Source organism: Brevibacillus sedimenti, from assembly GCF_020923495.1.
Classification (GTDB): Bacteria; Bacillota; Bacilli; order Brevibacillales; family Brevibacillaceae; genus Brevibacillus; species Brevibacillus aydinogluensis.
The window spans coordinates 1845615-1872500 of the sequence record NZ_CP064048.1; the positions used below are offsets into that span (position 1 = coordinate 1845615).

General features: G+C 56.9%; 25 protein-coding genes and 1 riboswitch (1 of these 26 cut by a window edge). Of the genes, 16 read left to right on the forward strand and 9 right to left on the reverse strand.

From position 1 onward, the window contains the following. Nucleotides 1–174: 174 nt before the first annotated feature. From IRT44_RS09115 to IRT44_RS09130, 4 genes are all read right to left on the reverse strand, one after another. On the reverse strand, nucleotides 175–858 hold the full coding sequence (locus tag IRT44_RS09115; RefSeq protein WP_171565049.1) for a zinc metallopeptidase: 684 nt from the start codon (nucleotides 856–858) through the stop codon (nucleotides 175–177). A 248-nt stretch (nucleotides 859–1106) separates the two neighbouring features. After that, the gene (locus IRT44_RS09120) at nucleotides 1107–5639 is read right to left on the reverse strand and encodes a glutamate synthase-related protein (RefSeq protein WP_230077801.1); all 4533 of its coding nucleotides are present in this window, start codon (nucleotides 5637–5639) and stop codon (nucleotides 1107–1109) included. Between the two features lie 243 nt (nucleotides 5640–5882). Further along, nucleotides 5883–6023: a hypothetical protein gene (locus IRT44_RS09125; protein WP_171565047.1), complete on the reverse strand. Its 141-nt coding sequence runs from the start codon at nucleotides 6021–6023 to the stop codon at nucleotides 5883–5885. Nucleotides 6024–6103: 80 nt separating this feature from the next. After that, nucleotides 6104–7396, reverse strand: coding sequence for a glutamate-1-semialdehyde 2,1-aminomutase (locus IRT44_RS09130; protein ID WP_171565046.1), 1293 nt, complete (start codon nucleotides 7394–7396; stop codon nucleotides 6104–6106). Between the two features lie 234 nt (nucleotides 7397–7630). Between IRT44_RS09130 and IRT44_RS09135 the strand changes: the two genes are divergently transcribed. The 3 genes from IRT44_RS09135 to IRT44_RS09145 are packed head-to-tail and all read left to right on the forward strand — an operon-like array spanning nucleotide 7631 to nucleotide 10229. Further along, complete coding sequence (locus IRT44_RS09135) at nucleotides 7631–8641, forward strand: ABC transporter ATP-binding protein (RefSeq protein ID WP_171565045.1); 1011 nt, start codon at nucleotides 7631–7633, stop codon at nucleotides 8639–8641. Continuing rightward, nucleotides 8634–9428: an ABC transporter permease gene (locus tag IRT44_RS09140; protein ID WP_171565044.1), complete on the forward strand. Its 795-nt coding sequence runs from the start codon at nucleotides 8634–8636 to the stop codon at nucleotides 9426–9428. Before IRT44_RS09135 ends, IRT44_RS09140 begins: the two co-directional genes overlap by 8 nt. Nucleotides 9429–9431: 3 nt before the next feature. Continuing rightward, the gene (locus IRT44_RS09145; protein WP_171565043.1) at nucleotides 9432–10229 is read left to right on the forward strand and encodes an ABC transporter permease; all 798 of its coding nucleotides are present in this window, start codon (nucleotides 9432–9434) and stop codon (nucleotides 10227–10229) included. Between the two features lie 73 nt (nucleotides 10230–10302). Here IRT44_RS09145 and IRT44_RS09150 read toward each other — a convergent pair whose 3' ends face one another. Then, complete coding sequence (locus IRT44_RS09150) at nucleotides 10303–10821, reverse strand: DUF6141 family protein (RefSeq protein WP_171565042.1); 519 nt, start codon at nucleotides 10819–10821, stop codon at nucleotides 10303–10305. 336 nt (nucleotides 10822–11157) lie between these two features. On the opposite strand from IRT44_RS09150, the gene IRT44_RS09155 reads away from it, so the two are divergent. From IRT44_RS09155 to proS, 5 genes are all read left to right on the forward strand, one after another. Then, nucleotides 11158–11724, forward strand: coding sequence for an SdpA family antimicrobial peptide system protein (locus tag IRT44_RS09155; RefSeq protein WP_171565041.1), 567 nt, complete (start codon nucleotides 11158–11160; stop codon nucleotides 11722–11724). Further along, the gene (locus tag IRT44_RS09160; RefSeq protein ID WP_171565040.1) at nucleotides 11709–12680 is read left to right on the forward strand and encodes a sporulation-delaying protein SdpB family protein; all 972 of its coding nucleotides are present in this window, start codon (nucleotides 11709–11711) and stop codon (nucleotides 12678–12680) included. Before IRT44_RS09155 ends, IRT44_RS09160 begins: the two co-directional genes overlap by 16 nt. A gap of 196 nt (nucleotides 12681–12876) precedes the next feature. Further along, a complete protein-coding gene (locus tag IRT44_RS09165; RefSeq protein WP_171565039.1) occupies nucleotides 12877–13494 on the forward strand; it encodes a sporulation delaying protein family toxin in 618 nt (205 codons plus the stop codon). Nucleotides 13495–13646: 152 nt separating this feature from the next. Further along, nucleotides 13647–13794: riboswitch (FMN riboswitch) on the forward strand. Nucleotides 13795–14050: 256 nt separating this feature from the next. After that, nucleotides 14051–14656 carry an ECF transporter S component gene (locus tag IRT44_RS09170; protein ID WP_171565038.1) on the forward strand — a complete coding sequence of 202 codons (606 nt, stop codon included), beginning with the start codon at nucleotides 14051–14053 and terminating at the stop codon, nucleotides 14654–14656. A gap of 286 nt (nucleotides 14657–14942) precedes the next feature. Continuing rightward, a complete protein-coding gene (proS, locus tag IRT44_RS09175) occupies nucleotides 14943–16409 on the forward strand; it encodes a proline--tRNA ligase (RefSeq protein ID WP_171565037.1) in 1467 nt (488 codons plus the stop codon). Between the two features lie 30 nt (nucleotides 16410–16439). Here the strand turns inward: proS and IRT44_RS09180 are convergent, their stop codons facing one another. Both IRT44_RS09180 and IRT44_RS09185 read right to left on the reverse strand, forming a co-directional pair. Continuing rightward, complete coding sequence (locus IRT44_RS09180; RefSeq protein WP_230077802.1) at nucleotides 16440–17096, reverse strand: HAD family hydrolase; 657 nt, start codon at nucleotides 17094–17096, stop codon at nucleotides 16440–16442. Nucleotides 17097–17195: 99 nt separating this feature from the next. Continuing rightward, nucleotides 17196–17813 carry a winged helix-turn-helix domain-containing protein gene (locus tag IRT44_RS09185; RefSeq protein WP_171565035.1) on the reverse strand — a complete coding sequence of 206 codons (618 nt, stop codon included), beginning with the start codon at nucleotides 17811–17813 and terminating at the stop codon, nucleotides 17196–17198. Between the two features lie 189 nt (nucleotides 17814–18002). Here IRT44_RS09185 and bcp point away from each other — a divergent pair, with 189 nt between their 5' ends. The 5 genes from bcp to IRT44_RS09210 all read left to right on the forward strand — a co-directional run bounded on the left by bcp (nucleotide 18003) and on the right by IRT44_RS09210 (nucleotide 22240). After that, a complete protein-coding gene (bcp, locus tag IRT44_RS09190; RefSeq protein WP_171565284.1) occupies nucleotides 18003–18473 on the forward strand; it encodes a thioredoxin-dependent thiol peroxidase in 471 nt (156 codons plus the stop codon). Nucleotides 18474–18567: 94 nt separating this feature from the next. Continuing rightward, complete coding sequence (locus IRT44_RS09195) at nucleotides 18568–19620, forward strand: M42 family metallopeptidase (protein ID WP_212132673.1); 1053 nt, start codon at nucleotides 18568–18570, stop codon at nucleotides 19618–19620. Between the two features lie 11 nt (nucleotides 19621–19631). Continuing rightward, nucleotides 19632–20393 (forward strand): class I SAM-dependent methyltransferase, encoded by a 762-nt coding sequence (locus IRT44_RS09200; RefSeq protein ID WP_171565033.1) that lies wholly within the window; start codon nucleotides 19632–19634, stop codon nucleotides 20391–20393. A 72-nt stretch (nucleotides 20394–20465) separates the two neighbouring features. Next, on the forward strand, nucleotides 20466–21026 hold the full coding sequence (locus IRT44_RS09205; RefSeq protein WP_171565032.1) for a cob(I)yrinic acid a,c-diamide adenosyltransferase: 561 nt from the start codon (nucleotides 20466–20468) through the stop codon (nucleotides 21024–21026). A gap of 515 nt (nucleotides 21027–21541) precedes the next feature. Next, on the forward strand, nucleotides 21542–22240 hold the full coding sequence (locus tag IRT44_RS09210; RefSeq protein ID WP_230077803.1) for a GNAT family N-acetyltransferase: 699 nt from the start codon (nucleotides 21542–21544) through the stop codon (nucleotides 22238–22240). A gap of 40 nt (nucleotides 22241–22280) precedes the next feature. On the opposite strand, the gene IRT44_RS09215 is transcribed toward IRT44_RS09210, so the two are convergent. Beyond that, on the reverse strand, nucleotides 22281–23180 hold the full coding sequence (locus IRT44_RS09215) for a complex I NDUFA9 subunit family protein (protein ID WP_230077804.1): 900 nt from the start codon (nucleotides 23178–23180) through the stop codon (nucleotides 22281–22283). Between the two features lie 145 nt (nucleotides 23181–23325). Between IRT44_RS09215 and nth the strand changes: the two genes are divergently transcribed. The 3 genes from nth (at nucleotide 23326) to IRT44_RS09230 (ending at nucleotide 26598) form a co-directional block, all read left to right on the forward strand. Continuing rightward, nucleotides 23326–24027 carry an endonuclease III gene (gene nth / locus IRT44_RS09220; RefSeq protein WP_230077805.1) on the forward strand — a complete coding sequence of 234 codons (702 nt, stop codon included), beginning with the start codon at nucleotides 23326–23328 and terminating at the stop codon, nucleotides 24025–24027. A gap of 152 nt (nucleotides 24028–24179) precedes the next feature. Beyond that, the gene (perR, locus tag IRT44_RS09225; RefSeq protein WP_212132677.1) at nucleotides 24180–24614 is read left to right on the forward strand and encodes a peroxide-responsive transcriptional repressor PerR; all 435 of its coding nucleotides are present in this window, start codon (nucleotides 24180–24182) and stop codon (nucleotides 24612–24614) included. Nucleotides 24615–24864: 250 nt separating this feature from the next. Then, on the forward strand, nucleotides 24865–26598 hold the full coding sequence (locus IRT44_RS09230; protein ID WP_230077806.1) for a glycosyl hydrolase family 18 protein: 1734 nt from the start codon (nucleotides 24865–24867) through the stop codon (nucleotides 26596–26598). Nucleotides 26599–26700: 102 nt separating this feature from the next. Here IRT44_RS09230 and IRT44_RS09235 read toward each other — a convergent pair whose 3' ends face one another. Then, nucleotides 26701–26886, reverse strand: partial view of a DUF2614 family zinc ribbon-containing protein gene (locus IRT44_RS09235; RefSeq protein ID WP_171565026.1) — the final stretch only. The gene runs 189 nt beyond the window's last position; the window shows 186 of its 375 coding nt (coding positions 190–375); its start codon lies off the right edge, out of view; its stop codon occupies nucleotides 26701–26703.

Genomic DNA, 26886 nt, shown 5'->3' on the forward strand with positions numbered 1-26886 from the left:
TGCGGAAAACTGCAATCGTTCATTCGGCAGGACGTGTTTGGCTTACCGAGCCACGTTCACATCCATTATACCTATGTAAAGCTTCATCACCTATCGTAGCGGATATAAGGAAAAAGGTACAGCCTCCTTAAAAACAGGAGGCTGTACCTGTTCGTGCATGTGCTGCAAGATTTATCAGTCTTCGTTGGAGCTGTTGAAGATCATTACGTATTTGGCCAGTTCGAGCACGGAGATCAGCGCGGCGGCCACATAGGTGAGCGCAGCGGCGCCCAGCACCTTGTTGACGCCTCGTTCTTCCGTGTTGCGGATGAAGCCCATTTTGACCATCATGTCTTTGGCGCGGCTGCTTGCGTTGAACTCGACCGGCAGCGTGATCAATTGGAAGGCGACGGCTGCGGAGAAGAAGATGATCCCCAGCAGCAGCAGATTGGCTGCCTTGAAGAAGAAGCCGGCCAAAAGCAGCAGCGGTGCAACCCCCGACGCAAAGTTGACGACCGGGAAGATGCGGTGGCGGGCCACCAGCATCGGGTAGGAGACCTTGTGCTGCACGGCGTGTCCTACCTCGTGGCAGGCGACGGAGATTGCCGAGATGGAATTGCCAAAGTAGACCGGATCGGACAGACGAACCGTGCGGGAAATCGGGTCGTAGTGGTCGGTCAGCGTACCGGGGATGTGTTCAACTGGAACGTGCGTCAGGCCATTGGCGTCCAGCATGCGGCGTGCCGCTTCCGCACCGGTCAGGCCGGAAGACGCGGGAACATCGGCAAAGCGGTTGAACGTTCCCTTGACGCGAAACTGGGCCCACAGCGACAGGCCGAACGCGATCAAAATCAGGAAGTCCATGGGGTGAAAGAACATGGGGGAAAATCACTCCTTCGTATATGATCATGAACAATGAGAGCACGTATGATAGTTTGCCCTATACTCAATTGTACGATCATCACAGGTGACAGTTTCACTTTTTTATTGTACAGTCTTTGACCAATCTTGACAATATCAGTGAATGCTTATGTGTGGTAAAAAAGCACTCTTCCCATAGTGGGAAGAGTGCGAGTGTTTTCAGGACGTCAGTCCTCTCTGGCAGGCTGCTGATCTTGTCGGGGAGGTTACTCGGTGGAGACAGACGGATCGGCCTGCTCTTTTTTCGGCGAAATCATCAGGAAGTGTGCAGCCGGATCGTCAATCAGCTTCTGGATGCGGCCGGCTGTTTCGTACTGCTCGGTGGCAAGCAGTTCCTCCTTGTAGGCGGAGAGCAGCTCGCGCACGTCGTTTACGCCTTTTTCGTCCAGTTGGTAGAGGAACACCTTTGCCCCTTTGGCGATCCTGCGCTCCAGAGCTGCCTGGTCAAAGCCCATCTCAGGTTGCAGGCGGACGTACACGACACCGCCGGTCATGCCCGCGCAGATCCACGGACCGGGATCGCCCAGCACGACGGCGCGCCCGTTGGTCATGTATTCAAAGGCAAAGCCTTTCAGATTGGCCCGTGCTCCGATACCGCCCAGCTCGTCGCGAATCGGCTCGGTAATCTCGCCGCCAAACACGACGTCTGCACCGGAGAGGCGGATGCAGGCGCGGGAATCGGCATTGCCCTGTACGATGAACAAGCCTTTTTGCGCACCGTAGCAGAAGCTCTTGCCGACGGAGCCGTTGATGTACGCACCGTTATGACCCTTGTGCTTGAGGATGGAGACGCGGCCGCCAAAGCTGGTTTTGCCGACGCCGTCCTGGGCGCCGCCTTCCACCCGAATGGTAACGCCCTGTGCGTTGTAAGCGGCCAGACCGTTGCCCGGCACGCTGCCGTCGGTGAAGTGGAGCGACACTTCCGGCAGCGAGGCGTAACTGCCGTCCAGGTAATTTTTCACGCGGGCACCGGACCAGCGGCTGCCCAGCACGCGTTCACTGGACAAAATCCCGGCAAACGTCTCCCGGATGGGTCGATCCGGGCTGAAGTAGCGGTTCTCCGAAGCGGCGGCAGCACCGGCGGTGACCAGCACGCGCTCCTCCGCTTCTTCCGCCCGAACGGCGGCTGCCTCCGGCGTGTACAGCGGATGGACGGCCAGCAGCGCCGACAGGTTGATTCGCTCCAGCAGACGGGTTTGGACCAGCAGGTCGGAGCGGCCGACGAGATCCTGCGTACGGCTGAAGCCGAGCGCGGCGGTGATGCGGCGCACTTCCTCGCCAAACAGGGTAAACAAGGTTTTCAGCCCGTTGACAGCCTGGTCGAACTGGCGCGGCACAAAGCGGCGCAGCCCTTTTTCGTGGGCCTCTTCCAGCGAGTCGATCTGGGTGGCGATACCCACGTGGCAGGTGTCCAGGTGACAGCCGCGGCAGGTGGTGCAGCCGACAGCGATCATCGCCAGGGTGCCAAAGCCGACGCGATTGGCGCCAAGCAGCATCAGCTTGACGACGTCTGCTGCACTTTTCACGCCGCCGTCGGCCCACAGTTCCACCTTGTGGCGCAGGCCTGCTTCGAGCAAGGCGTTGTGGGCGGCTTTGACGCCAATCTCGGCCGGCAGCCCCACGTGCTGCAGGGCGTGGACGCGTGCCGCCCCCGTTCCTCCGTCAAAACCGGAGAGCGTGATGAAATCGGCGCCTGCCTTGGCAATGCCGACGGCGATGGTCCCGATGTTGGGCACGACCGGCACCTTGACGCACACCTTGGCTTCGTGGTTGGCCGTCTTCAGCTCCGTGATCATCTGGGCCAGGTCCTCGATGGAGTAGATGTCGTGGTTGTTGGACGGCGAGATCAGGTCGGAGCCGATCGTGGCGTTCCGGGCAGCGGCGATTTTCGCCGTTACCTTGGAGCCGGGCAGGTGTCCCCCTTCGCCCGGTTTTGCCCCTTGGCCGATCTTGATTTCCAGGATATCCGCCGCGTTGGCCAGCTCCACGTTGACCCCGAAGCGGCCCGACGCCACCTGGATACCGCGCGTTTTGCGGTAGCGGCCGAGCATGTCTTTGATTTCGCCGCCTTCGCCGTTCATGCTGATCATGTTGAGCTGGTCGGCGGCTTCGGCATAGGCGCGGAAGGCCGTTTCGTTCTGCGAGCCGAACGACATGGAGGAGATCAAAAACGGCAGCGAATGATCGCCTACGCTGATGTCCACCTGGGCCGGGTCCACCTGCTGCTCGGCACGGTCAAAGGCAAAGTCGGCCACGTGACGAATCGCAATCGGGTTGTCCCGTTCGTTTTCTTCCAGCTTCAACGCGTAGTCGGCGTACGGAATCTCTCCGGCGGCGACCTGTCCGATCAGTTTCCACAGGCGGGGGAAAATGTGGAACGTCTTGGCTTCCCTCGCCGTTGCACTGGCGTAATCCTCGTGCCGTTTGATGCTGTCCGCCTCCAGAGCGGCATAGGAGAGGCCGACCTGATCGGAACCGCAGAAGTTCACGATGGAGAGCGCCTTCGCCACGTCCGCCTGCAGCCCGATGGAGGAGAACAGCCGACCGTAGCCGCGCAGCTCGTGGATGCCGATGGTGGAGATCACTTTCTCCAGCCCCTTGTTCAGTGCGGCGTAGAGATTGGCGGCTGATGCCGCGCCTGCTTTGGCAAAGGCGGTGGCAAACATCAGGTACGGCGAAACCGCGTCCGCACCGGAACCAAAGGACAAGGCCAGGTCGTGCAGCGAACGGACGGCACCGGAGCGGAGGATGATGCCGGCCCGGCGGCGCAGGCTGATACCATCAGCGTCAAACGCTGCTTTCAAGCCTTGGTCGACAGCGGATACGGCGAGCAGCGGGTCGATCCAGTACCGGCCGTTCTGATGCGTCTCTGTGTCGTCCAACACAATCAGCACGGCTCCATTCTGCACTGCCTGTACGGCCGATTCCTGCAGCCGTTTCAGCCCGCCTTCCAGTCCGCTTTCCCGTTCGAAGTGGGTCGAGAGGATCGCGATGCTGGACGGGTGGTTGTTGAAGTAGTGGATCACCTGTTCCAGCGACAGCGTGCCCTGCTGCTGCGCCGTCTCCTGCAGCGACTGCCCTTCGAAGAGCAGCGGCGAGGGCAGCTCCAGACGCAGGCCGTCCGAGGCTGTGCCGGACAGCGGTACGCGGGTCCCGATCACGACGCGCGTGGAGAAATGCTCCATCTCCCGGTCGCGGTCAATCGCCGGGTTGGTGACGACAGCCACGCTTTCCTTGATGTAATCGGCCAGGTTTTGCCGCTCCTTGGACAGTGCAGCCAGCGGGCCGTCGTGGCCGAGCGAACGGATCGGTTCGGCTCCGTTGGCGGACATCTGCTCCACGAGTTGAATCTGTTCACGGTCCCAGCCAAATGCGCTGTAGACGGAAGAGGTCGGTGCCGACGTGTCCGGTTCGGCGACGAGCGCGTTGGCTTCATAGGCGAAGTGCAGGTGCTGACGGGCACCGGCTGCTTCCACCTTTTCCGCAAAGCGGTCGCGGACGATCTGCTGCAGCTTGTGGTGGGGGATCACTTCCACCTCTTTCTCCGCGTGCAGGATGACGCCCACCTTTTCACCGGGGGCGAGCGGTTTTGGTTCGCTTGCCATTTGATGAACCGGTATGATTCCCTGCTCGGAGGAGAAGTAATAGGACGTGGCGCTTTCCACCATCCACAGCGGTCTCAGCCCCAGGGCGTCGACGCTGAACACGCACTCATTTCCGTACCGCGAAACGATCCCGGCCGGTCCCTGGGCAAAGTGACCCCAAGCCTGGCGCAGGTACGTGTACAAGTCCTGCAGGTCATCCGGCAGGTTTTTCATCTCGTGATGGATCGGCGGGAACACCACTTCCATCGCTTCAAACAGGCTCAGGCCGTACCGGTGGATAAAGGTTTCGATCGTGCGGTTGAGGTTTTGCGAGTCGCTCCCTCCGTCGACCAAAGGCACGCCGAGCATCTGTGCCTCTTCTTCCAGCTTGCTGATCGTGTTGATCTCACCGTTGTGGCCCAGGAGGGAAAACGGCTGAACGCGGAAGAAGTTGGACAAGGTATTGGTGGAATAGCGGTTGTGACCGATGGTGACGGACGAGACAAAGCGTTCGTCAGCCAGGTCGTGAAAATACTGAGGCAGAATGTTGGCGGCGCCCATTACCTTGTAGGCGCTGGTCACCGGGCTGAGCGAAGCGACGTGAACGTTGTGGGCCGCTTCGATGGCGACGTGCAATTCAAACAGGCGGCTGGCATACGCAGCTTGGTTCAAGCCTTCCGGCGCGAAGACGGCCAACTGCCAGAAAACCGGTTCGTCCCGCTTGCCGTTATTGCCAAGCACTGCCGAGTTGACGGCGTTTTCCCGTTCCAGCAGGATCTCCACACCGTGCGCGGCAAACAGTCCGCGAATCGCTTCCTGAACGGCCTGCGGGTCGTGGCCCGAGCGCGGCACGAAGATGTGGGCGACGGCAAAGCGTGGATCACGGGCCAGATCGCCGTCCAGCCCGGCCTGGTGCAGATAGGCGGACCAGAGCGCGCGGGGGATGTCCGTGAGGATGCCACAGCCGTCTCCTTCCCCGTCGATAAAGCCGGAGCGGTGTTCCATCTGGATCAGCGAGCGAATCGTTTCCTGCACGTTGGTCCGCGTCGGCGTTCCCGACTTCTCGATGATACAGATGATGCCGCAACTGTCGTGTTCAATCACATGATAGCCTTGAAACTGCTCAATCGTATTTCTCTGTCTGTTGTCTAGCATGGTCCCGGTCAGTTGGCCTGACCCTCCACCTCCCCTGCGTACAATTCGGAAAGTTCAAAATTGTAATGTTTAGAATACCACGAATATAAGGGGGACACAAGAAATCGTCTGGCTTTTTATGCAAATGAAAGCGTTTTTATGCAAATAAAATGTTTTTGTTCGATAAAAACGCCTGTCCCACGCGCATAAAAAAAAGCGCATTCGTCTGTGGTAAATAGAGGAATGCGCATTAATTTGCATTTGTTACCGGTCGTGCTGTTGGGTTTTGTGATGTTCGGTTTTTCGCGGATTTTGAAAGCCGACGACCTCCATCATCTTGGAGTTCATCTTTGGGTCCATCGTCTTTTCCGGTGCCTGCGGGTAAGTGTGTTCGCCTTTGGACACGGGGTTCCCTCCTGTGTGAATGCTGTTTGAGGCTAGTATGCCCGAGCGGCCGGCAGCTGTCGCAGGCAATTTTTGACCGCTTACTTCGCGAGTGCGGCAAATGAACGGTCCACTGCCGCCACGGTGGCGCGAATATCGTCTTCCGTGTGGGCGGTGGTGATGAACCAGGCTTCGTATTTGGACGGCGCGAGGCAGATGCCCTCGTCCAGCATCAGCCGGAAGAAGCGGGCAAACAATTCTCCGTCCGCCGCCTGAGCGGAGGCATAGTCAGTGACCGGCTGGTCCGTGAAGTAGACGGCCAGCGCTCCTTTGACGCGGTTCACCTGAATGGTGATTCCGTGTGTCTCGGCAGCGCGGCGAATGCCCTCTTCCAACAGCTGGCCCAACCGTTCAAACTCCTCGTAAACGCCCGGCTGCCGGAGCACTTCCAGGCAGGCGATGCCGGCTCGGATTGAGGCTGGATTGCCCGCCATCGTACCGGCTTGATACGCAGGGCCGAGCGGTGCCACCTGCTCCATGATCTCGCGTCGGCCGCCGTACGCCCCGATCGGCAGCCCGCCGCCGATGATTTTGCCCAGTGCGGTCAGGTCCGGCTCTACGCCCAGCAGGTTTTGCGCCCCGCCGTAGCAGAAGCGGAAGCCGGTGATCACTTCGTCGTAGACGACCAGCGCGCCCGCCTCGTGGGCGATCCGGTTCACCGCTTCCAGAAAACCGGGTTTGGGCGGCACGATCCCGAAGTTGCCGACGATCGGCTCCACCAGGACGCACGCGGTCTCCTGTCCCCAGACCCGGATCGCTTCGGCAAACGCGTCGATGTCGTTGTAGGGAACGGTGATCACTTCGTTGGCGATGCTCTGCGGGATGCCGGCACTGTCCGGGATGCCCAGCGTGGACGGCCCCGAACCTGCCGCCACCAGCACCAGGTCGGAGTGGCCGTGGTAGCAGCCGGCGAATTTGATGATCTTGACGCGACCTGTATACGCGCGGGCGACGCGAATGCAGGTCATCACCGCTTCCGTTCCGGAGTTGTTGAAGCGGATGCGCTCCATCGACGGAATCGCCTCGCGAATCATGCGGGCAAACTGGATTTCCCACGGCGTCGGCGTGCCGTACAGCGTGCCGTTGGCCGCCGCTTCACTGATCGCTTTGGTAATGTGCGGATGGGCGTGGCCGGTGATAATCGGACCGTACGCCGCCAGATAGTCGATGTACCGGTTGCCGTCGACGTCCCAGAAATAGGCGCCCTGCGCCCGTTCCATCGTGACGGGGGCGCCGCCGCCGACTGCCTTGAACGAGCGGGACGGGCTGTTCACCCCGCCCAGGATGACCTCCATCGCTTCTTCGTGCAGCTGTGCGGATCGCTCTCGTTTCATATGTACTCCCTCTTTTCTGTCCACAAAGTCCTCCATCATCTTACCACAGCCGGCTTGGGGGCGTAATTGGAAAAGGTGCAATTGTCCCCGTTAAAAAGCAGGACGACGGGATGGCGATCTGTCGAACAGATTGGCGTCTCGACGCTTTTCAGCACACTGGATTTTGCAGAAATGAATGGCCTTCGATAAACTTAGCTATGGATTATGTAGAGGTTAAGCAAAGGACGGGTTGTCATGATACGTGTCAGTCATTTGCAAAAGGAATTTCGCATCCACCAGGCCCGTGCCGGCTTGGCGGGTGCGTTTCGCGACTTGTTCAGCCGGGAGTACAAAACGGTCAAGGCGGTTGACGATATTTCCTTTACCGTTGAGGAGGGGGAGATGTTCGCCCTGATCGGGGAAAACGGAGCCGGCAAATCAACCACGATCAAAATGCTGACGGGGATTCTCACCCCGAGCGGCGGCGAGATCGTCATCAACGGATACGTGCCGTACCGGCAGCGGGAGCAGTACGTCCGCTCGATCGGCGTCGTTTTCGGACAGCGCTCCCAGCTTTGGTGGGACCTGTCGCCGCTGGAGTCGTTCCGCCTGCTGAAAAACGTCTACAAGGTGGACGACACGGAAGGAGAGCGCTGGCTGGAGCGGTTGATCGAGGAGTTGGACATCGCCTCGTTCGTCAGCCAGCCGGTGCGCAAGCTGAGCCTCGGCCAACGCATGCGCTGCGAAGTGGCCGCCGCCTTGATTCACAAGCCGAAGCTGCTCTTTCTCGACGAGCCGACGGTCGGACTGGACGTGCTGGTCAAGCAGAAAATCCGGGAATTTCTCCGCAATCTGAATGAAACGGAACATACGACGATTCTCTTGACCACGCACGATGTGTCCGACATCGAGGCGCTCTGCAAGCGGGTGCTGGTGATGGACCAAGGCCGGCTGATCTTTGACGGCCAACTGACTGATCTGAAAGAGAAGTGGGGCAACGGCACCGAGGTGGCATTCCAGTTCAAGAAGCGGACGGCGCCGGAAGAGATGCGGGCGGCGCTTGGCGAGCTGCCCTGTGAAATCCTGCAGGACAACGAGTTCTCGCTGCGGGTAAAAGTGGCGCGCAGCCAGGAGATGCTGCCGTTCGTCCTGTCTGTGGTGATGGGCTCGTTTGAGGTGAGCGACGTGAAGATCAAGGAGGCCAGCACGGAAGACATCGTGCGCAACATCTACTCGACTGACGGCGAGGTTGTCAGCCATGGGTAAACTTTATCTGGAACTGATTCGCATCCGGTTTCTCACCATGCTCGCCTACCGGGTGAACTACTACAGCGGCATCATTATCTACGCGATCAACATCGGCGCCTACTACTTCCTCTGGGGAGCGATCTACGGCGGCCAGCAGCAGCTCGGCGGCCTCACCGTGGAGCAGATGACCGCATACGTCGCCATCGCCTGGATGTCCCGAGCGTTCTACTTTAACAACATCGACATGGAGATCGCCCAGGACGTGCGGGAAGGCAAGGTGGCCATCGAGATGATCCGGCCCTACAATTACCTTTCGGTGAAAACGGCGCAGGCTTTTGGCGAGGGTATCTTTCGCCTGCTCTTTTTTGCAGCGCCCGGCATTTTTCTGGTCAGCCTGCTGATCCCGTTCCGCTTCCCGGGAACGCCGGAAGGCTGGGGCCTGTACCTGGTCAGCCTGACGCTTGCGTTTGTCATCAACACGGAGCTGAATTTGCTGACCGGCCTGTTTACCTTTTTCCTGTTCCGCAACGACGGGATGATGCGGGCCAAGCGGGTGATTGTCGATCTGATGTCCGGCCTGGTGCTGCCGATCAGCTTTTTCCCCGGTTGGGCCCAGACGCTGATGGGGTGGCTGCCGTTCCAGGCGATCAACTACTATCCCAGCCTGATCTTCACCGGCGCGATTTCACCGGAGCAGGCGTGGGAGCTGATCGGGCTGCAGGCGGTCTGGATTGCGGTGATTTTCATGCCGATCCTGATTCTGTGGCGGCGGGCTCGTCACAAACTGGTCGTGCAGGGAGGGTAACCGATGCAAAACGCGCGACACATCATCGGCGTCTTCGCCGATTACCTCGGACAGTATTTCAAGACCAGGCTGGCATACCGGGCCGACTTTTTCGGCGATCTGGTCTCCAATCTGATCTACGAGCTGATTAATCTCGTCTTCATCATCGTCGTCTTTCAGCACGTGCCGCTGCTAAAAGACTGGACGCGGGACGAAATCATCTTCATTTACGGCTTTTTCCTGATTCCGTACGCGCTGTTCTCCATGTTTTTCAGCTTCTGGGACTTCAACGAGCGCTACATCATCCGCGGCGAAATGGACCGCATCCTGACCCGGCCGCTGCACAACCTGGCCCAGGTGTGTCTGGAATCGATGGCACCGGACCGGATCTTTGGCATCATCTCCGGGCTGATTATCATGGGCTACGCCGCATTCAAGCTGGATCTGTCCTTCCACTGGTACGATCCGCTGCTGTTTGTCGTGCTGGTGATCGGCGGGGCACTGATCTATGCAGGGGTGTACACGGCGATTGCCGCCGTCAGCTTTTTCTCTGATTCGCGCACGGGCATCGCGCCAATGATCTGGAACATCCAGCAGTACGGCCGCTACCCGGTGGACGTGTACAACAAGGTGATTCGTTTCGTGCTGACGTACATTCTGCCGTTTGCTTTCGTCGGCGTTTATCCGGCCGCCTACTTTCTGCGCAAGGAGACGTGGTACGTGTACGCGGCGTTTACGCCGGTCATGGGGGTAATCTTTTTCGGCATCGGGCTGGCGATCTGGAACTGGGGTGTGCGCAAATACAGAGGAGCGGGGTCGTGACCCCGCTCCAGTTTTGTTGCCAAAGCCGACCAGCAACTTTGGCAGATCAATGTGCAGGCCTTCAAACGGGAAACTATGAATTTCCGATTGCTTTGGCCAAGGCTTCAACCAGTTTTTCAGGATGTTGCGAACCGATCACAAATACCTTGTTGTTCTTCAGGCGTACTTTGATTCCGCGATTTCCGCTCACGGTATAGGCCCATCCGCCAAAGATCCATCTTCCACCCAAACCGCCGAAATCCCAGAAAGGGCTGAATTGACAAACTTCATACGCTGCTATCTCGTTATAGGGGATAAAGTGTTTCGCGAATGGGAAAAAACGCAGGTACAACCCTTTCTCCCTGATCTCAACGACGAGTTTTGTCAAGAACAGCGAGGTTATCAACAGCGGCGTAGCAATACCAAACAGAATCCAAATGATCCACGCTTCCACATCGGTTACCGGCTCGCTGACCACTTTTCGCAAAACGATTCGTTGGTACAAATCATAGCTAAATGCGGACAACAGGATCACATCCACGATGATGACGATCGTCCACAGCACTTTTTGGCGAAAGCGCTGGACTTCACGGTGATACACCTTTTCTCCCATACGCAAACCTCCCCCACAAGTAGCCTCTTCACCCCAAAAAAGAACTCGCAAGTATATATTATACAATTTTATGCAGATATTTCCATGATGCACCGCGAGAAGACTGACATACTGCGATAATAATAGTTGATTTTTCAAAATATTGGATATAGTAGTAAAAAAGGAATAAGATGTATCCAAATGATAGATTTTCCACTCCCAAAAACTGATGCAAGTCATGGTCCAATCCTACTAATGGATGGAAAAATATATAAATTTTTTTAATCATTTCTATCCTGGGTGTACGGAGCGAAACCATGGCCAATCCAGATGAAAAAACAGTGAAAGGGGAGAAGCATGTTGAAGCCTGTCGGTGTAACCAGATTTTCACGCTTTGGGCTCATCTTCGCTCTGGTGGCTGCCTTTTGGCTCTACATCTTTGTCGCAGCCATTCACGCAGTGATGCCCACCAATCCCATTTCCGCTTTACCGCTTGCAAAGGAACTGTACATTGCCTCGTGGTTTCCGCAGGGGTGGGGCTTTTACAGCAAAGATGCGCGAGACCTCACGTTTCAAGTGGTGGACATAACAAATGGGACACTGGCAGCCGCCTGGCCAAATAATCGGTCTGAAAACTTTTTTGGATTGAAGCGCTTTGGAAGAAGTCAAGGGATCGAGGCCGGTCTTCTCAGTTCCAGAATACCGGAGTCCGCCAAAACGGATTGCGAAGAAAATCCCTATGCTTGCTTGAACAAGGCAGCTGTCTACGCGGAATTGGACAACCCTACGCCTTATCCGACCATTTGCGGAGACATCGGCTTTGTGTATCAGGAACCGGTTCCCTGGGCGTGGAGCCGCAGCGGTAAGAAAATCGATATGCCATCAAAAGTTGTGAGGGTGAACGTGAAATGTTCGAAAAATTAGGATCATTTGCCTACAACCTGGCGTTGACGCAAAACCCGTGGACAAACGTGTATGGCTTGGCCAGATCGTTGATGGCATTGTCGACCGCGCTGACGTTGGCGGTAAACGATGCCCATACGTTTTTCCGACCTTCGTCCGGCATGGATGTCTATCCCACTTGCGTGAACACGATCAGCCTGTTTTGCACCGTTCCCAACGACTATTTCTATTTGGACATGGTCAGATGGATCGCGGTCGTTTTGCTTCTGATCGTCGCTTCCGGATGGCGTCCGCGAATTACCGGGGTCATTCACTGGTGGATTTGCTACAGTTTCAACGTGTCGGCCATCACCTTGGACGGCGGAGACCAGGTAGCTGCTGTCTTTACGTTTTTGCTGCTGCCGATCACATTGACCGATTCGAGAAAATGGCATTGGCAAAAAGCCCATGAACCGCAAGTTGTTTCCGATCACGTCATTATTCGGCGCATCATCGCACTGGTAACCTTCTTTGCCATTCGTTTGCAGGTTGCGATCATATATTTTCATTCATCGGTTGCCAAGATGTTCGAGTCAACGTGGCTCAACGGAACCTCCGTCTACTACTATTTGCGGGACCCGATGCTGGGTCTGCCCTCATTCTTTCTGCAACTGGTAAACCCCATCCTGACATCGCCAGCGGTCGTCCTGCCGACATGGGGCACCCTTGTTCTGCAAGTGTGTTTGTTTGGCGCGCTGTTTGCCCCCAAGAAGTATTGGAAATATTTCCTCATTGCTGCCCTGCTCATGCATGAAGTGATTGCCGTTATGCTCGGGTTAATCAGCTTTTCCATGATCATGAGCGCCGTTTTGATCCTTTATCTGCGGCCAGTGGAGCAAGAGTTCACGTCTCTGCATCGGATCAGACTGTTCAAGAAGGAGACAAGCCCAACGCAGAAAGATTATCACCTTTCTCCTCAACAAGTGAAAGGTGCTTAATCTTTACAACAACACGTTGGAGCAGCAACAACCGTCTTGTCCATGGCGAAGGCAGCGGCACTTTTCATTTCAACGTGGCAAGGATTCAGGTTGGCTTTGCTCCATGTTGAAAGGGAGGGGACGCCTATAAGATTTTGAATCATCGCTAATTGACCACAGAGAAGAAAAAATATTGTGAAAAGGGGTTTGAGTAGGGATGAATCTCAAAAAAGCACTTCCCATTTTTCTGGCCTTTTTGCTTATGCTGGTAAGCGTAAATGCTTACGCAACTCAACCTTCCAAAGTGAAGTACGATGGGGAAACGCTCTTCCGCGGCATTATCTTTGGACAAGGTCCTGTTGCCCACCTTTTCCCTGAAATCTGGACGAAAGATTTGCTGAGCAAGGTAAATCAAAAAGAAACGAAGCAAGTCATTGATCACCTGGTTGCGCGGATGAAGGCGAAATCTCCGTCCTACTTCGCGGAATTTGAGCGCGCAGTATACAGCGGTGACCACCTCAAAATTAATAAGGCAATCGACAAGGGCGGCCAAATTTTGGATCAGGTAATCAAAGAAGATGAACGAAGGGTAAAAAGCGGAAAAGAAGGATACGGAACTGGACAGTGCGTGTTGTACGTTGCGTACGCTGCTGCGGCGATCAGTGCAGCGGCTATATACAGCCATATAGTGGCCTTGAATGCCGGTGGTGCAGTAACCATTTACCTTGCTGTCGCTGTGTCGAAATACTTCTGGGTCGGCGATAAACCAAATGAATTAGCTCTGCAAAAAGAAATGCTGATCAACAATATCGTAGAACGCTTGGCCACCCAGTAAAAAAACAGCCGAAGCAGTAACGGGTCAAACCGCAGATTCCACCATCTGCGGTTTGACCATGTGGGCTCCCTGATGATTTGGAGATTTGGAAACTTCCGGCATTGTCAACTTCATCAGCGTCGTCGTATAATAAGCTGGTAACAACCAATATACAATTCCTTCGGGGCAGGGTGAAATTCCCGACCGGCGGTGATCGCGCACGGCGCGTAAGCCCGCGAGCCTCCCGGCGTAAACGCTTGGAGTGCAGGATCCGGTGCGAGTCCGGAGCCGACAGTACAGTCTGGATGGGAGAAGGATGACGACAGTACGTACACCGCACGTGCTTGTTTGTCTGTGCGCGGGTACGGGATGTGGGGGCGTATGCCTGTTGTGGCCCCTTTCATTTCGCATACCTGTGGCACTGGCATGGTCAGCTGTCCGCGTTCGCAAGCCCTGAGGAGAAGTCAGTCCTCAGGGTTTTTGTTTGGTGAACGTACGGATAGACGACCGGGCAGGGGTGGACGTTTCTGTTGCCATTCCTCATCAGAAGGAAGTAACACGTGAGGAGATGGTACAGATGAAAGCAACGACGATGCGCCCATCACACGCGACGCAGCGGCTGGTGGCGATTCCCATGCTGGCGGCGGTCGCATTTGTTCTGCAGTATCTCGAGTTTCCGGTGCCGCTGCTGCCGCCGTTCCTGAAGCTGGATTTCAGCACGCTGCCGGCGTTGATCGGGGGCTTGCTGTACGGACCGGTGGCCGGGGTCCTGGTGGAAGTGCTGAAAAACACGCTGCACATGCTGTTAAAAAATACGGATGGCCTGCTGATCGGCGAGGCGGCCAACGTCGTTGCCGGCGCCAGCTTTATCCTGGCAGCCATTTATCTGCAGCGCCGCGGCATGGGGAAAAAGGGCTTTGCCGCAGGACTTGTGCTGGGAACCGTGCTGATGACGGCGGTCATGGCGGCTGCCAACGCCTACTTCCTGCTGCCCGCCTACGCGGCTCTCTACCAGGTGTCGCTGGAACAGCTGCTGGCCCAGTTCCAGGCGGACAGCGTCTGGTCGTTTGTTTTGTACAGCATCGTGCCGTTTAACATACTCAAAGGGGTTGTGCTCTCGCTGGCAGCGTATCCGCTGTACGTAAAGCTGTCTGGACGGCTCAACCTTCGCATGACAAATTGACAATGATTTCTTGGCTTGCTATGATATTGCCTAATCAAAGGCAATGAAAGGACCCGCAGGTACTGACCGTGTTCCAGAGAGTCGGCCCTTGTCTGGAAGGTCGATGCACAGGCGTATCTGCTCCCCATCCTGGAGCCGCTGGCGATGAGCCATGCCGGATGCCCTTCCGTTATCGGGCGTTGAGTGGGCCGCAGCACGCCGTTGCGGTCAATCAGGGTGGTACCGCGGGTAATTCCCCCGTCCCTAATTGGGATGGGGGTTTATTTATTTTAGAGGAGTGTGTGACATGGCGAATGAAAAAGCGTATGTAAAGGAGATTACCCCGCAGTCGGAAGACTTTTCGCGCTGGTACATCGATACGATTACCAAGGCGGATCTGATGGATTACACACCAGTCCGCGGCTGTATCGTGTTCAAGCCGGACGGGTACGAGCTGTGGGAGCGGATTCAGGCGGCGATGGACAAACGGTTCAAGGAGACGGGCCACCGCAACGCCTATTTCCCGATGCTGATTCCCGAGTCGTTTTTCCAAAAAGAGAAGGAGCACGTGGAAGGCTTCAATCCGGAGCTGCCCTGGGTGACCGAAGCGGGCGGCGAAAAGCTGGAAGAGCGGCTCGCCCTGCGGCCGACATCGGAGACGATCATCGGCCACATGTACAGCCAGTGGATTCAGAGCTATCGCGATCTGCCGGTGCTGATCAACCAGTGGGCCAACGTCTTTCGCTGGGAAAAGCGGACGCTGCCGTTCCTGCGCACGTCTGAATTCCTCTGGCAGGAGGGGCATACCGCCCACGCCAACGAGGAGGAAGCGCGGCAGGAAACGATGCAGATGCTGGACATCTACAGCGAGGTGGTCGAACAGGAGCTGGCCATCCCTGTCTGGAAAGGGCAGAAGACGCCGAGCGAACGCTTTGCCGGCGCAGTGGACACCTATTCCATCGAAGCGATGATGAAGGACGGCAAGGCGGTGCAGGCCGGCACCTCGCACTACCTGGGTGAAAACTTTGCCAGAGGCTTTGACATCAAGTTTCTCGACAGGGACAATCAGTTCAAGTACGTCCATACCACTTCGTGGGGGACGTCCACCCGCCTGATCGGGTCGATGATCATGGTTCACGGTGACGATCGCGGTCTGGCGCTGCCGCCGCGTGTGGCACCGACCCAGGTGGTGATGATCCCGGTCGGTCCGCCCAAACTGCGGGAAAAGGTGATGGAGAAGTTCGATCCGCTGTTTGACGCTCTGAAGGCGGCGGGCGTGCGGGTGAAGGCAGACCTGCGTGAAGAGACGCCGGGCTGGAAGTTCAACGAGTGGGAAATGCGCGGCGTGCCGATTCGCCTGGAGATTGGTCCGCGCGATGTGGACAACGGACAGGTGGTCCTGGCCCGTCGCGATACCGGCGAAAAGGTGACGGTCGCCCTGGACCGGGCAGTGGAAGCGGTCGCCGACCTGCTGGAAGAGATTCAGCGGAACATGTTTGAAAAGGCGCTGGCGTTCCGTACCGCCCACTCCCACCTGGACATCGACACCCTGGATGCGCTGAAGGAGCACATCGCCAAGGCGGAAAGCGAAAACCGCATTGCCGGCTGGGTGCTGGCCGGCTGGTGCGGCGACGACGCTTGCGAGGCGAAAGTGAAAGAGGAGACCAAGTTCACCTCCCGCAACATTCCGTTTGAGCCGCCGACAGTCAAGCATACCTGCATCACCTGCGGCGGGGAAGCCAAACATACTGTCTGGTTCGCTCGCGCCTATTAAACCGTCCTCAACACAAAAGGGCACCCGTGTCTATCGGGTGCCCGCTTTTTCATTACCCAGGACCCAATCTGTAAAGGACCCGGGGTCTGTAAACAGGTAATCCGGTTCGGGCTGGAAGCAGCCCGCTTTTTGTGTGACTGGCAGCCAATCCACGCCGACCGTGACCAGGGATGCGGCCCGTCCCGCAAGTACATCGGCATCGCTGTCTCCCACGTACAGCGTTTGTTCGGCGCGTGCTCCCAGTTGTTTCATTGCCGACAGAATGCCTTCGGGATCGGGCTTTGGCCGTGACACGTCGTCGCCAGTGATGACCACGTCAAAATAGCGGTCCAGCCCCCACGCCTGCAGGGAAATGTCGGCGCTGCGCCGCCCTTTTCCGGTGACAATGCCCATGGCGAAGCCGGCCTCGCGCAGCCGGTCCAGCATCAGCGCGATTTCCGATGGATTGTGCACGTGCCGGTGTCCTTCCGCATAGACCCGGAAAAAGTGGTCGAGAGCCTGTTCCAGCTGTTCTGGCGGAATCATCGCCTGCAGAATGTCAGTCTCCGTCGGTCCGAACATGGCGAGGATCTCCTCGTCTGTGTAGTGGCGGTGGAGATACTGCTGAAACGTCGAGCGAAACGCGGTGAAAATCAGCGGCAGCGTATCTGCGACGGTGCCGTCAAAATCAAACAGGATGGTGCACATTGCCAACCTCCTTGCCGTCAAACATGGGCGAAAACCATCGCGCAAACATGATGTTCGTGTGTCAGCGTGACAGTCATTCCTATGCGTCAGGCAAAGCGGTTATTCGTCGCTGTCCTCAACCCCGTCGCCCTCGTCTTCGGCCGGATCGGGCGGCATCAGCGGAAACAGCACGTCAAAGAACTTGAATTTGCGGCGGCCGTTTTCATTTTTCAGCCCCTTGTACTTTTGCAGCAGTTCGCTGATCTCGTCCACCAGCTGATTCCGTTCTTCCTGATTTAAATAAAATTCAGTTAAATTGAACGCGAACGTGTCCTTGTACTCTTTGCGCACGTCCACATCGCTGGCCACAAACCGGTTGAGTGTCCGCATCAAATCCTGCTCCGTGGTGCGGAACGGCGTAAACATGATGTCGCTCAACTGCTGTGCGTTTTCTTCGATCATCAGCTGCAGTTTGACCTGGATCACCTTGGCCACAGGCTGATAGTACTTCTCCACGATCGAGCCTTTGACCCGGGTGTCCACCTGTTCCAAAAGACCGACGCGGACCAGCTCCTTCACATGGTAATGCAGGCGAGCGGCGTTTTCGCCCAGTTCGGTCGCGATCTGCTTCGCCGTGCGGGGCTCCAGGTCTTCAAACAGTTCCAAAATCTTTACGCGCTCCGGTATGGCAAGAGATTTAAGGGCATCCGGCTCGGTTACCTGAAAAAACTCCTTCATGATTGATTCACCATCCAGCTACTACGCCAAATTTTATAATTCTTTATTTTTGACAATTTTCCTATCCTTCCATTTTATCGTCTTCCTCCCAAATACGCAACGTGCGAGCAGATGAAGTGGATCTGCGCTTTGTGGTAAAATGAGACAAGCGCGTCAATAAAAATTGAAACGGAAAGTAGGGATTTCATGATGGTAGCAGTAGGACAAGCGGCGCCTGATTTTACCCTGCAGGCGAACGGCAATCGGACGATTTCTCTTCGGGATTTTCGCGGTCAATACGTAGTGTTGTACTTTTATCCCAAGGACATGACCCCGGGCTGCACGACGGAAGCGTGCGATTTTCGCGACTATCACCCGAAGTTTGCCGAGCTGAACACGGTGGTGCTCGGCATCAGCCCCGACGATGTCAAATCGCATGACAAGTTCGTTGCCAAGCACGAGCTGCCGTTTCCGCTGCTGGCCGACCCGGATCATCAGGTGGCGGAGGCGTACGGCGTCTGGGTGCTGAAAAAGATGTACGGCCGGGAATACATGGGCATTGAACGCTCTACATTTCTCATCGACCCGGAAGGCACGATCGTCAAGGTGTGGCCCAAGGTAAAAGTGAAGGGGCACGTCGAGGAAGTGCTGCAAACGATTGAGCAACTGCAGCAGCAATAACATTAGCCCCTCTGTCGCGCCTGCTCACGCGAGGAAGGCTTTTTCATTCAAGGATACTACACGCATCATGATGCAAGACATTGGAGGAAATACGATGACCGTATCGACCGACTACATGGTGGAGATGTTTTGCCGCCTGGCCAACACGCCCAGTCCGACCGGCAATACCGCCAAAGTAATGGCCCTGATCGAAGCAGAATTGAGCCGATTGGGCATCGACTATGTTCGCACCAACAAGGGAGCGGTGCTGGCCACCCTGCCTGGCAGAAACGACGACAAGCAACGACTGCTGACGGCCCATGTGGACACGCTGGGCGCAATGGTAAAAGAGATCAAGGAAAACGGCCGGCTGAAACTGGACTTGATTGGCGGGTTCGCGTGGAACGCCGTGGAAGGTGAGCACTGCATGATCGAGACGGACAGCGGCCGGATCATTACCGGCACGATCCTCTCGACCAAGGCGTCGGTCCATGTCTACGGCCGGGAAGCAGGCAAAATGGAGCGCACCGAGGAAACCATGGAAGTGCGGCTGGACGAAAAGGTAAAAAACGAGGAAGACGTGCTGGCGCTGGGCATTCGCGTCGGTGATTTTGTTTCGTTTGATCCGCGGGTGACTGTTACCGAGAACGGGTTTATCAAATCCCGCCACATCGACGACAAGGCCAGCGTGGCCATCCTGTTTGGCGTGCTGAAACACTTGCGGGAGAGCGGAGCCACACTGCCGTACACGACCCATTTCCTCTTCAGCAACAACGAGGAGATAGGCTACGGCGGCAATGCGAGCGTCCCGGAACGGGTAGTGGAGTATCTGGCGGTGGACATGGGGGCAATCGGCGAAGGACAGACCACGGACGAGTACTGCGTCTCCATCTGTGCCAAAGATTCGTCCGGTCCGTACCACTATGGACTGCGCAAGCACCTGGTGAAGCTGGCTGAAGCGCATGGGTTGAACTACCAGGTGGACATATACCCGTACTACGGCTCCGACGCCAGCGCCGCGCTTCGTGCCGGATACGACATCGTGCACGGGTTGATCGGGCCTGGCGTGGACGCGTCCCACTCCCACGAGCGGACGCACAAGGAGGCACTGGAAAACACGGCCAAACTGTTGCTGGCCTACCTCGAATCGGAAGTCATGCAGGCGTAGGTGAAGAGATGATGAGTGAGATCTATCGTTGGACGCAGTATTACGATCTGACGCAGCGCGGTCTGCCGGGGGACGTCGAATTTTACCTGGAGATGGCCCGCGCTGCCGGGGGTGAGGTGCTGGATCTCGCCTGCGGTACCGGACGCATTGCCATTCCGTTGGCAGAGGCGGGGGTGAGCGTTACCGGGTTGGACCTGTCGGCGGAAATGCTGGAGCGGGCCCAAAAGAAGGCGGACGAGCGCGGAGTATCGGGACGGCTTACATTTGTGCAGGGAGACATGCGGGCATTTGATCTGGGCAAAACCTTTCCGCTGATCATGATTCCGTTTCGCTCGTTTTTGCACCTGCTGCATATCCAGGAGCAGATGAAGGCCCTCTCCTGTATCCGCCGTCACCTGGCACCGGGCGGGAAGTTCGTGATGAACGTATTTGTCCCGAAAATCGCTCATCTTTACGAAGAGAGCGAAAAAATGTCCTTGCGCGGGGTTTATCGGCTGGAGTCGGGCGAAGAGGTCGCGATGTGGGATTACACTCGCTACGACCACTTTCAGCAGTTGGCCGAAGTGACCCGGACCTACGAGCGGATCTCCCCGGAAGGAGTGGTGACTGAGCGGGTGACGGGCCGCTTTACACTGCGCTACATCTTTCCGGCTGAGCTGCACCACCTGCTTCGGCTTAATGGATTGAAAGTGACGCAGCGGTTCGGCTCGTTTGCCAAGGCGCCGTTTGACGCCTCCAGCACCGAGCTGATTGTGGTCGCCGAAGCCATGTAAAACGGCGGTGCATTCAAAAAGCCGCGTGTTTTTGTCGATTTCCAGGGAAATAACGGGAATGGGGGGCTGTTTGTGAAAATCTATACCAAGTCGGGTGACAAAGGGGAAACGTCTCTGGTATCCGGCGTGCGCGTTCCCAAGCACGCTGACCGCGTGGAGGCCTACGGCACGTGCGACGAGGCCAACTCCGCCATTGGACTGGCGCTGTCGCTGCTTCCTGACGGGGAAGCATGGAACGAACTGCGGGGCGTGTTTCACATCGTGCAGACCAAGCTCTTCCACATCGGTGCAGAGCTGGCGACGCCGGAAGGAAAAACGGTGGGCTGGCCGATTCGTGACGAGGATGTTCAGTTTTTGGAGGAACAGATCGACAAGCTGGACGCGACTCTGCCGCCGCTCTCCAATTTTATCCTGCCCGGCGGTCACCCTGCTGCGGCCGCTTTTCACGTGGCGCGGACGGTAGTGAGGAGAGCGGAGCGCAAGGCGGTGCTGGTCAGCAGTCAGGAGCAGCTGAATGCTGCGGTGGTCAAGTATTTGAACCGACTCTCCGATTACCTGTTTGTCGTCGCCCGCTGGGTCAACCGAAATACGGGCCAAGCGGAGCAGCATCTGCACGAACAGGGAACAGACTGACTGCGTTGTACTTAGTGCAACAGCAGATAGAAGGCAGCAGGACTGTCAGCACCCGGGCAGCTTGTGTTCTGCAAGTGCAAAGGATCTGTCGCCGGATCAGTCGCCGGCCGCTCAGTGAACAGGAGCGGCCGGTCCGGCTATATGTCTGAACTGGTGAGAGAGCAATCAGGGGCATGGCGGATCATGATGTCTTCCCTTCAGACAGAAAAATCGCAATTTTTTAAAAGGTTATCAGCGTGATTTGAGCATCCCGTCGGATCGGCAGACGTTTAGACGATCGCCCCTTTTTACGGCAGTTTCGCTGCTGACGTTAAACACACCGGAAATGGAGCGTGTCGCAGCAAATCGGTTATCTGCTGCACTGTCTGCCGTTTTTCGAACATGACACGTAAGGCGGGTGAGCAAAGGTGACTGTCTTCTCACAGGCTGCAATTTTGTCGATTACGGAACAGACGGACATAGCGTACAAGCGGGCGTTTTCCCGAATGGAGGTCCGTTCCTGGGGGATGTTGTTTGTGAATGAAGCAAATCCCATGCACTACGATGCCAATCACGCCCATGTGTCCCAGCCGGTCACCGGGGAAGCTGAGGCGGAAGCGATTGTCCGTGAGACCATCTCGTTTTTTTCAGAGCGCGGCATCATTCCCCGTATATACGTGTACGAACAGGGGGACAAAGAGCCGCTGATTGCGGCGTTGGAACGGCACGGCTTTCAAATGGAATCCCTGCCTTCGCCCATGCAGTTGTGGCAGGGGGAATTGGCTGAGGCTCGGCCGATGGAAGGGATTGTGATCGAACCGGTGACGGCGGCCAACTACGACGATTGCCTCACCGTCGAGTCGATTCCGGAATTGGGCGGACGAGAAGTCAGGGAGAAGGCGTTTGCCAGGGAGTTTGCCCATCCCGATTTTTCGCATTACCTGCTGCGCGTCAACGGCGAACCGGCCAGCACGCTTTGCCTGCTTCGCGCCGGGGAGTACATGCGGGTGGAAAACGTGGCTACCCTGCCCGCATTTCGCGGCCGCGGCTTGATCGGCCATTTGCTGCGCCATGCCCAGGAGCGGTTTTTGGAGGAGGGCGGCAGCCGGCTTTTGGTCTTCCCGATCAATGATCACGTCGCGCGCCTTTACCGCCGGTACGGCTTCGCTGACGTTGGCGAAGTTCGTCTCCTGCACGCCTACCGCGGCGGCAAAGGCATCCTGGAGATACGCTAAATGCTAAAAACCCCTGATGAAACTTTCAGGGGTAATCTGGTCATCGTACATACCGGGCAATTCCTTCCCGAAACGGGATCTTGGGCGTATCAAACGCGCTGTACAGGACGTCGGTGTCGGAGCAGGCGTTGCCCTCCAGCAGCATGGTGAGCTGCGTATGGGTTATCGGGAAAAAGGAGAAGCCTTCCATCAGCGAGACAACCGGCTTCATCAGCCCCACCGGTATGTGCAGCTTGCGGACGTGCCGCTTGCCGATTACCTCTCCGATGACGTCCAAAATCTCAGCGTAGCTAAGAGGGATCGGACCTCCCACTTCAAACGTTTGGCCTGTGACGCTCTCCCGTGTCAGCGCCTGTTCAAACACGTCGGCTACCGTCTCGCGGGCGACAGGCTGCAGCGGGTAGGAACCGTCGCCGATAACAGGGGTGACGGGAAGCCTGACCAAATTGGCCAGCATGTTCACAAACTCGTCGCCCGGGCCGAAGATGACCGATGGTTGAAAGATCACGTAGGGAATGCCGCTCGCTTTGACCAGTTCCTCGGCTTCGTGCTTGGTGCGGTGATACGTGCTGGCGGCACCGGCTCGCGCTCCCAGCGCACTCATGTGGACGAATCGGCGGACGCCGCTTTGTGCGGCCGCTTGCAGCACATTCCGCGTGCCTTCGACGTGGATGCGGGAAAACGTCACGCCCGCTTTCGGCTGTTCCCGGATAATGCCGACGAGATGAATCACCGCTTCAGCGCCTTCCATCGCCCGCCGGAGCGAATCCGGGTCGAACAAGTCTCCCGGGGCCATCGTGACATGCGCTGTGTCCGCCTGCGCCAGCTTCGCCTCCGAGCCGGGACGGACCAGACAGGTGACCTCGTGACCGGATGCCGTCAGCCTGGACAGCACGCCTTTTCCCACAAAACCGGTTGCACCCGTGAGAAATACCTTCATCAGCGTCACCTTCCCGGTGTAACATTCTTCCAAATCGTATTCGACGCCAGGGCTTACATCCCTGCCATGACCTGCAGCAGCTTCAGGCGTACAGGACGACTGGTTGACGGCGGACGTATAATGAAGAGGAAAGGGGGACATACCTATGGCGCAACGAAAAGTACCAGTCGACCAAATTCTTGATACCCTCTATCAAATGTACCCGGACGCTCATTGCGAGCTGAACTACACGACGCCGTTCGAACTCTTGATTGCCACGATTCTCTCTGCGCAGTGCACGGACAAACGGGTAAATGAAATCACCGGCCCCCTGTTTCAAAAATTCAACAAGCCGGAGCATTTCATCCATTTGACGCCAGAAGAGCTGGAAGAGCATATAAAAGGGCTGGGGTTGTATAAGAATAAAAGTAAGAACATCCTGGAGACCTGTCGCATCCTCTACGAGAAGTACAACGGCGAAGTGCCGCAAACCCATGCGGAGCTGGAGGCGCTGCCGGGTGTCGGGCGCAAGACAGCCAACGTCGTCCTCTCCAACGCTTTTGGCGTACCGGCAATTGCAGTCGATACGCACGTCTTCCGCGTCGCCAACCGGCTGGGTCTGGCGAAAAGCGACAACGTGGACGAAGTGGAGCGGCAGTTGATGAAGCGGATTCCGCGAGAGAAGTGGTCCGACGCCCATCACTGGCTGATCTGGCACGGACGTCGGGTGTGTGCCGCGCGCAATCCCAAGTGCGACGTCTGTCCGCTGCGGGAGATGTGCAGATATGCCCAGGCAGAGGCGAAAAAATCGCGGACTCCATCCACGGCAGCGAAACAGAAAACGACCAAGCGGACCGTGGCCAAATGACGGGGAACGGCTCCGGACATTCCCGTTTTCAGCGGAATGGATATTGACAGCGTTCGAAGAATAGACGTACACTTATTTAAAGTAATTCTAATCAATCACAAACAAGCAACGCTTGTTTGTTTGGCTTGCATAAGACTGTGAGGTGTAACTCAATGTCACAGCGAGTGGAAAAGGCTGTTGAAATCCTGAAAAGTACCGGGGTACGTATGACACCTCAGCGTCATGCCATTCTCTCCTATCTGTTGGACAGCATGTCGCATCCGACGGCTGACGAGATATACAAGGCTTTGGAAGGCAAGTTTCCCAACATGAGCGTGGCGACGGTTTACAACAATTTACGCGTGTTCAAGGAGGCGGGTCTGGTTCGCGAGCTGACCTACGGGGACGCGTCCAGCCGCTTTGACGCCAACGTGGAGGAAGACCATTACCACGCCATCTGTACGAAGTGTGGGGCCATCCGCGATTTTCACTTCCCGTACCTGCAGGATGTGGAGGAAGCGGCTGCCGAGTCGGTCGGATTCCGCGTGACCGGTCACCGCATGGAGATTTACGGCGTGTGCGAAGAGTGCCAAAAGAAAGCTCATTGATTGAACCGCGTGCGCCCCGGAACAACACCTTCTGCTTCAACCGGCTGTTCCTGTTGGAGAGAGGGTGTTTTTTGTTGGTGTAACCTTTTTTCGTCTGATTCGTCTTTCTTACAGGGGCACGTTTCCCAACATGTCCCTCCAGCCAAAAGGTTGTGAATCGACCGACAATGCCCTATGATCAAAAAAAGCGGAAACGACCGGGATGCCTGTCTTTTCTGGCAGGCGGACCGTGTGCAAGGAGAGCAAATCTGTGAGTCTGGAAGTGCAATTGGGCCCTCGCCCTCGTTTCAAGCGCAAGCGAAAGAGAAAGCGCGTGACCCCGATCCTTCTGCTGCTGGCGGCGATTGCCGCGGCGGCGTACTGGTTTTTCATCAAACCGTCCAACGAACATGTCGAACCGTATGGAGGCAGCCGTCAGGCAATCGTTTGGCAGGGCGGCCTGTACGACAAGAAGTATCTCTTTGAAGCGGAGCAGGTGCTGCTGCCGTTTGAATTTCTCAAGGAACATCTCGATCCTGCGATCTATTGGGACGAGCCTACCCGATCGGTGATCGTGACCACGAAGGACAAGGTGCTGCGCATGCAGAGCGGGGAACTGGTCGCGTACCTGAACAAACGGCCCGTTTCCCTGCAGGTGCCCGTCAAGGAAGTAAACGGCACCCGCTTCATTCCGCTGGAGCCGCTGGAAAAGCTGTACCGCGTCTCGTTCAGCCGCGATCCCGACACCGGGGTGCTGCGGGTGGAAAAGGAAGGGTACACCGTGCAGCAGGGGAGCGTCGTCAACGGGGATGAGCCGGTCCGCCTGCGCCTGGAGCCGACGCACCGTTCCCCCTATGTGGCTGAGCTGTCCAATGGCGAGGCCGTCGATATTTTGGGCGAATCGGAAAAGTGGTACCGCGTATTGTCCTCCAAAGGGATTACGGGCTACCTGCCGACATCGGCGGTATCGCTGACCGAGGTGCGCAAAGTCAGTCTCGACCAGCCCGGCCGGGAACAGCCGACCGTGTGGAAGCCGGAGGGTACAAAGATCAATTTGACCTGGGAACACGTGGTCAACCGCAATCCCGCCGTTGCCAACATTGGTCCGATGCCGGGGGTGAACGTCGTCTCCCCTACCTGGTTTGAGCTGAAGGACGGCAACGGCACGCTGCTCAACAAGGCGGACCCCGGGTACGTGCAGTGGGCCCACCAGCGCGGGTACCAGGTCTGGGGGGTGGTGACAAACGGGTTTAACCCCGATTGGACCCAGTCCGTTTTGGGCAGCTACGACAAGCGGGAAAACCTGATTGCGCAGATCGTGCACTACGCTCATCTGTACGATCTGGACGGCATCAACATCGATTTTGAAAACGTCTATGTAGAGGACAAGGAGCGACTTGTCCAATTCGTCCGTGAGATGACGCCGTACCTGCACGAGCTGGGACTGGCCGTGTCCATGGACGTCACGATCAAGTCGTCCAGCGACCGATGGTCCCGTTTTTACGACCGGGCGAAACTGGCCGAGGTCGTGGACTACATCGCGGTCATGACGTATGACGAGCACTGGGCGTCCAGTCCGATAGCGGGCTCTGTCGCTTCCTTGCCGTGGACGGAGAGAGGACTGCAGGGTGTTCTGGAAGAGGTGCCCGCCGAGAAGCTGCTGCTGGGTGTGCCGTTTTACACCCGGCTGTGGAAAGAGACGAAGCAGCCGGACGGCAGCGTCAAGGTCACATCCAAAGCGCTGTCGATGGCCGGGGCCTCAGAATGGATAAAAGAGCGCAAGCTGACTCCCACGCTTGACGAAGATTCCGGACAATTGTTTGTCCGCTATGAGGACCCTGCCGATGGAGCTGTCTACAAGATGTGGCTGGAAGACGTCACCTCCATGCAAAAGCGGGTCGCCCTTGTGCACAAGTACAATCTGGCCGGCATCGCTTCGTGGCGGCGCGGCTTCGAACAGCCCGAGATCTGGAAGGCGATCAATGACGGGCTGAATCGAAAGTGATACACGGTGATTTCGCGCGCGGCTTTCCGGCCGCAATGACATGTGACCAAGGAAAAAATCCACCTTGCGCCAATCGGCTGCAGGTGGATTTTTTGTTTCCCGTCAGGTCTGGTTTTGCTGCGGCTGTTCGTCCTCGAGCAGGAGAGGCTGCCCGCAAAACATACAGGCGTCTTTTTTTCCCAGCATTTTCGTCACTTTTTTGCACGAGGGGCATTCCACTTGGGGAGCGGACATGGACACCATCCCGGAAATCATGAACATGACGGTGCTGCCCATCGTCAACAAAAA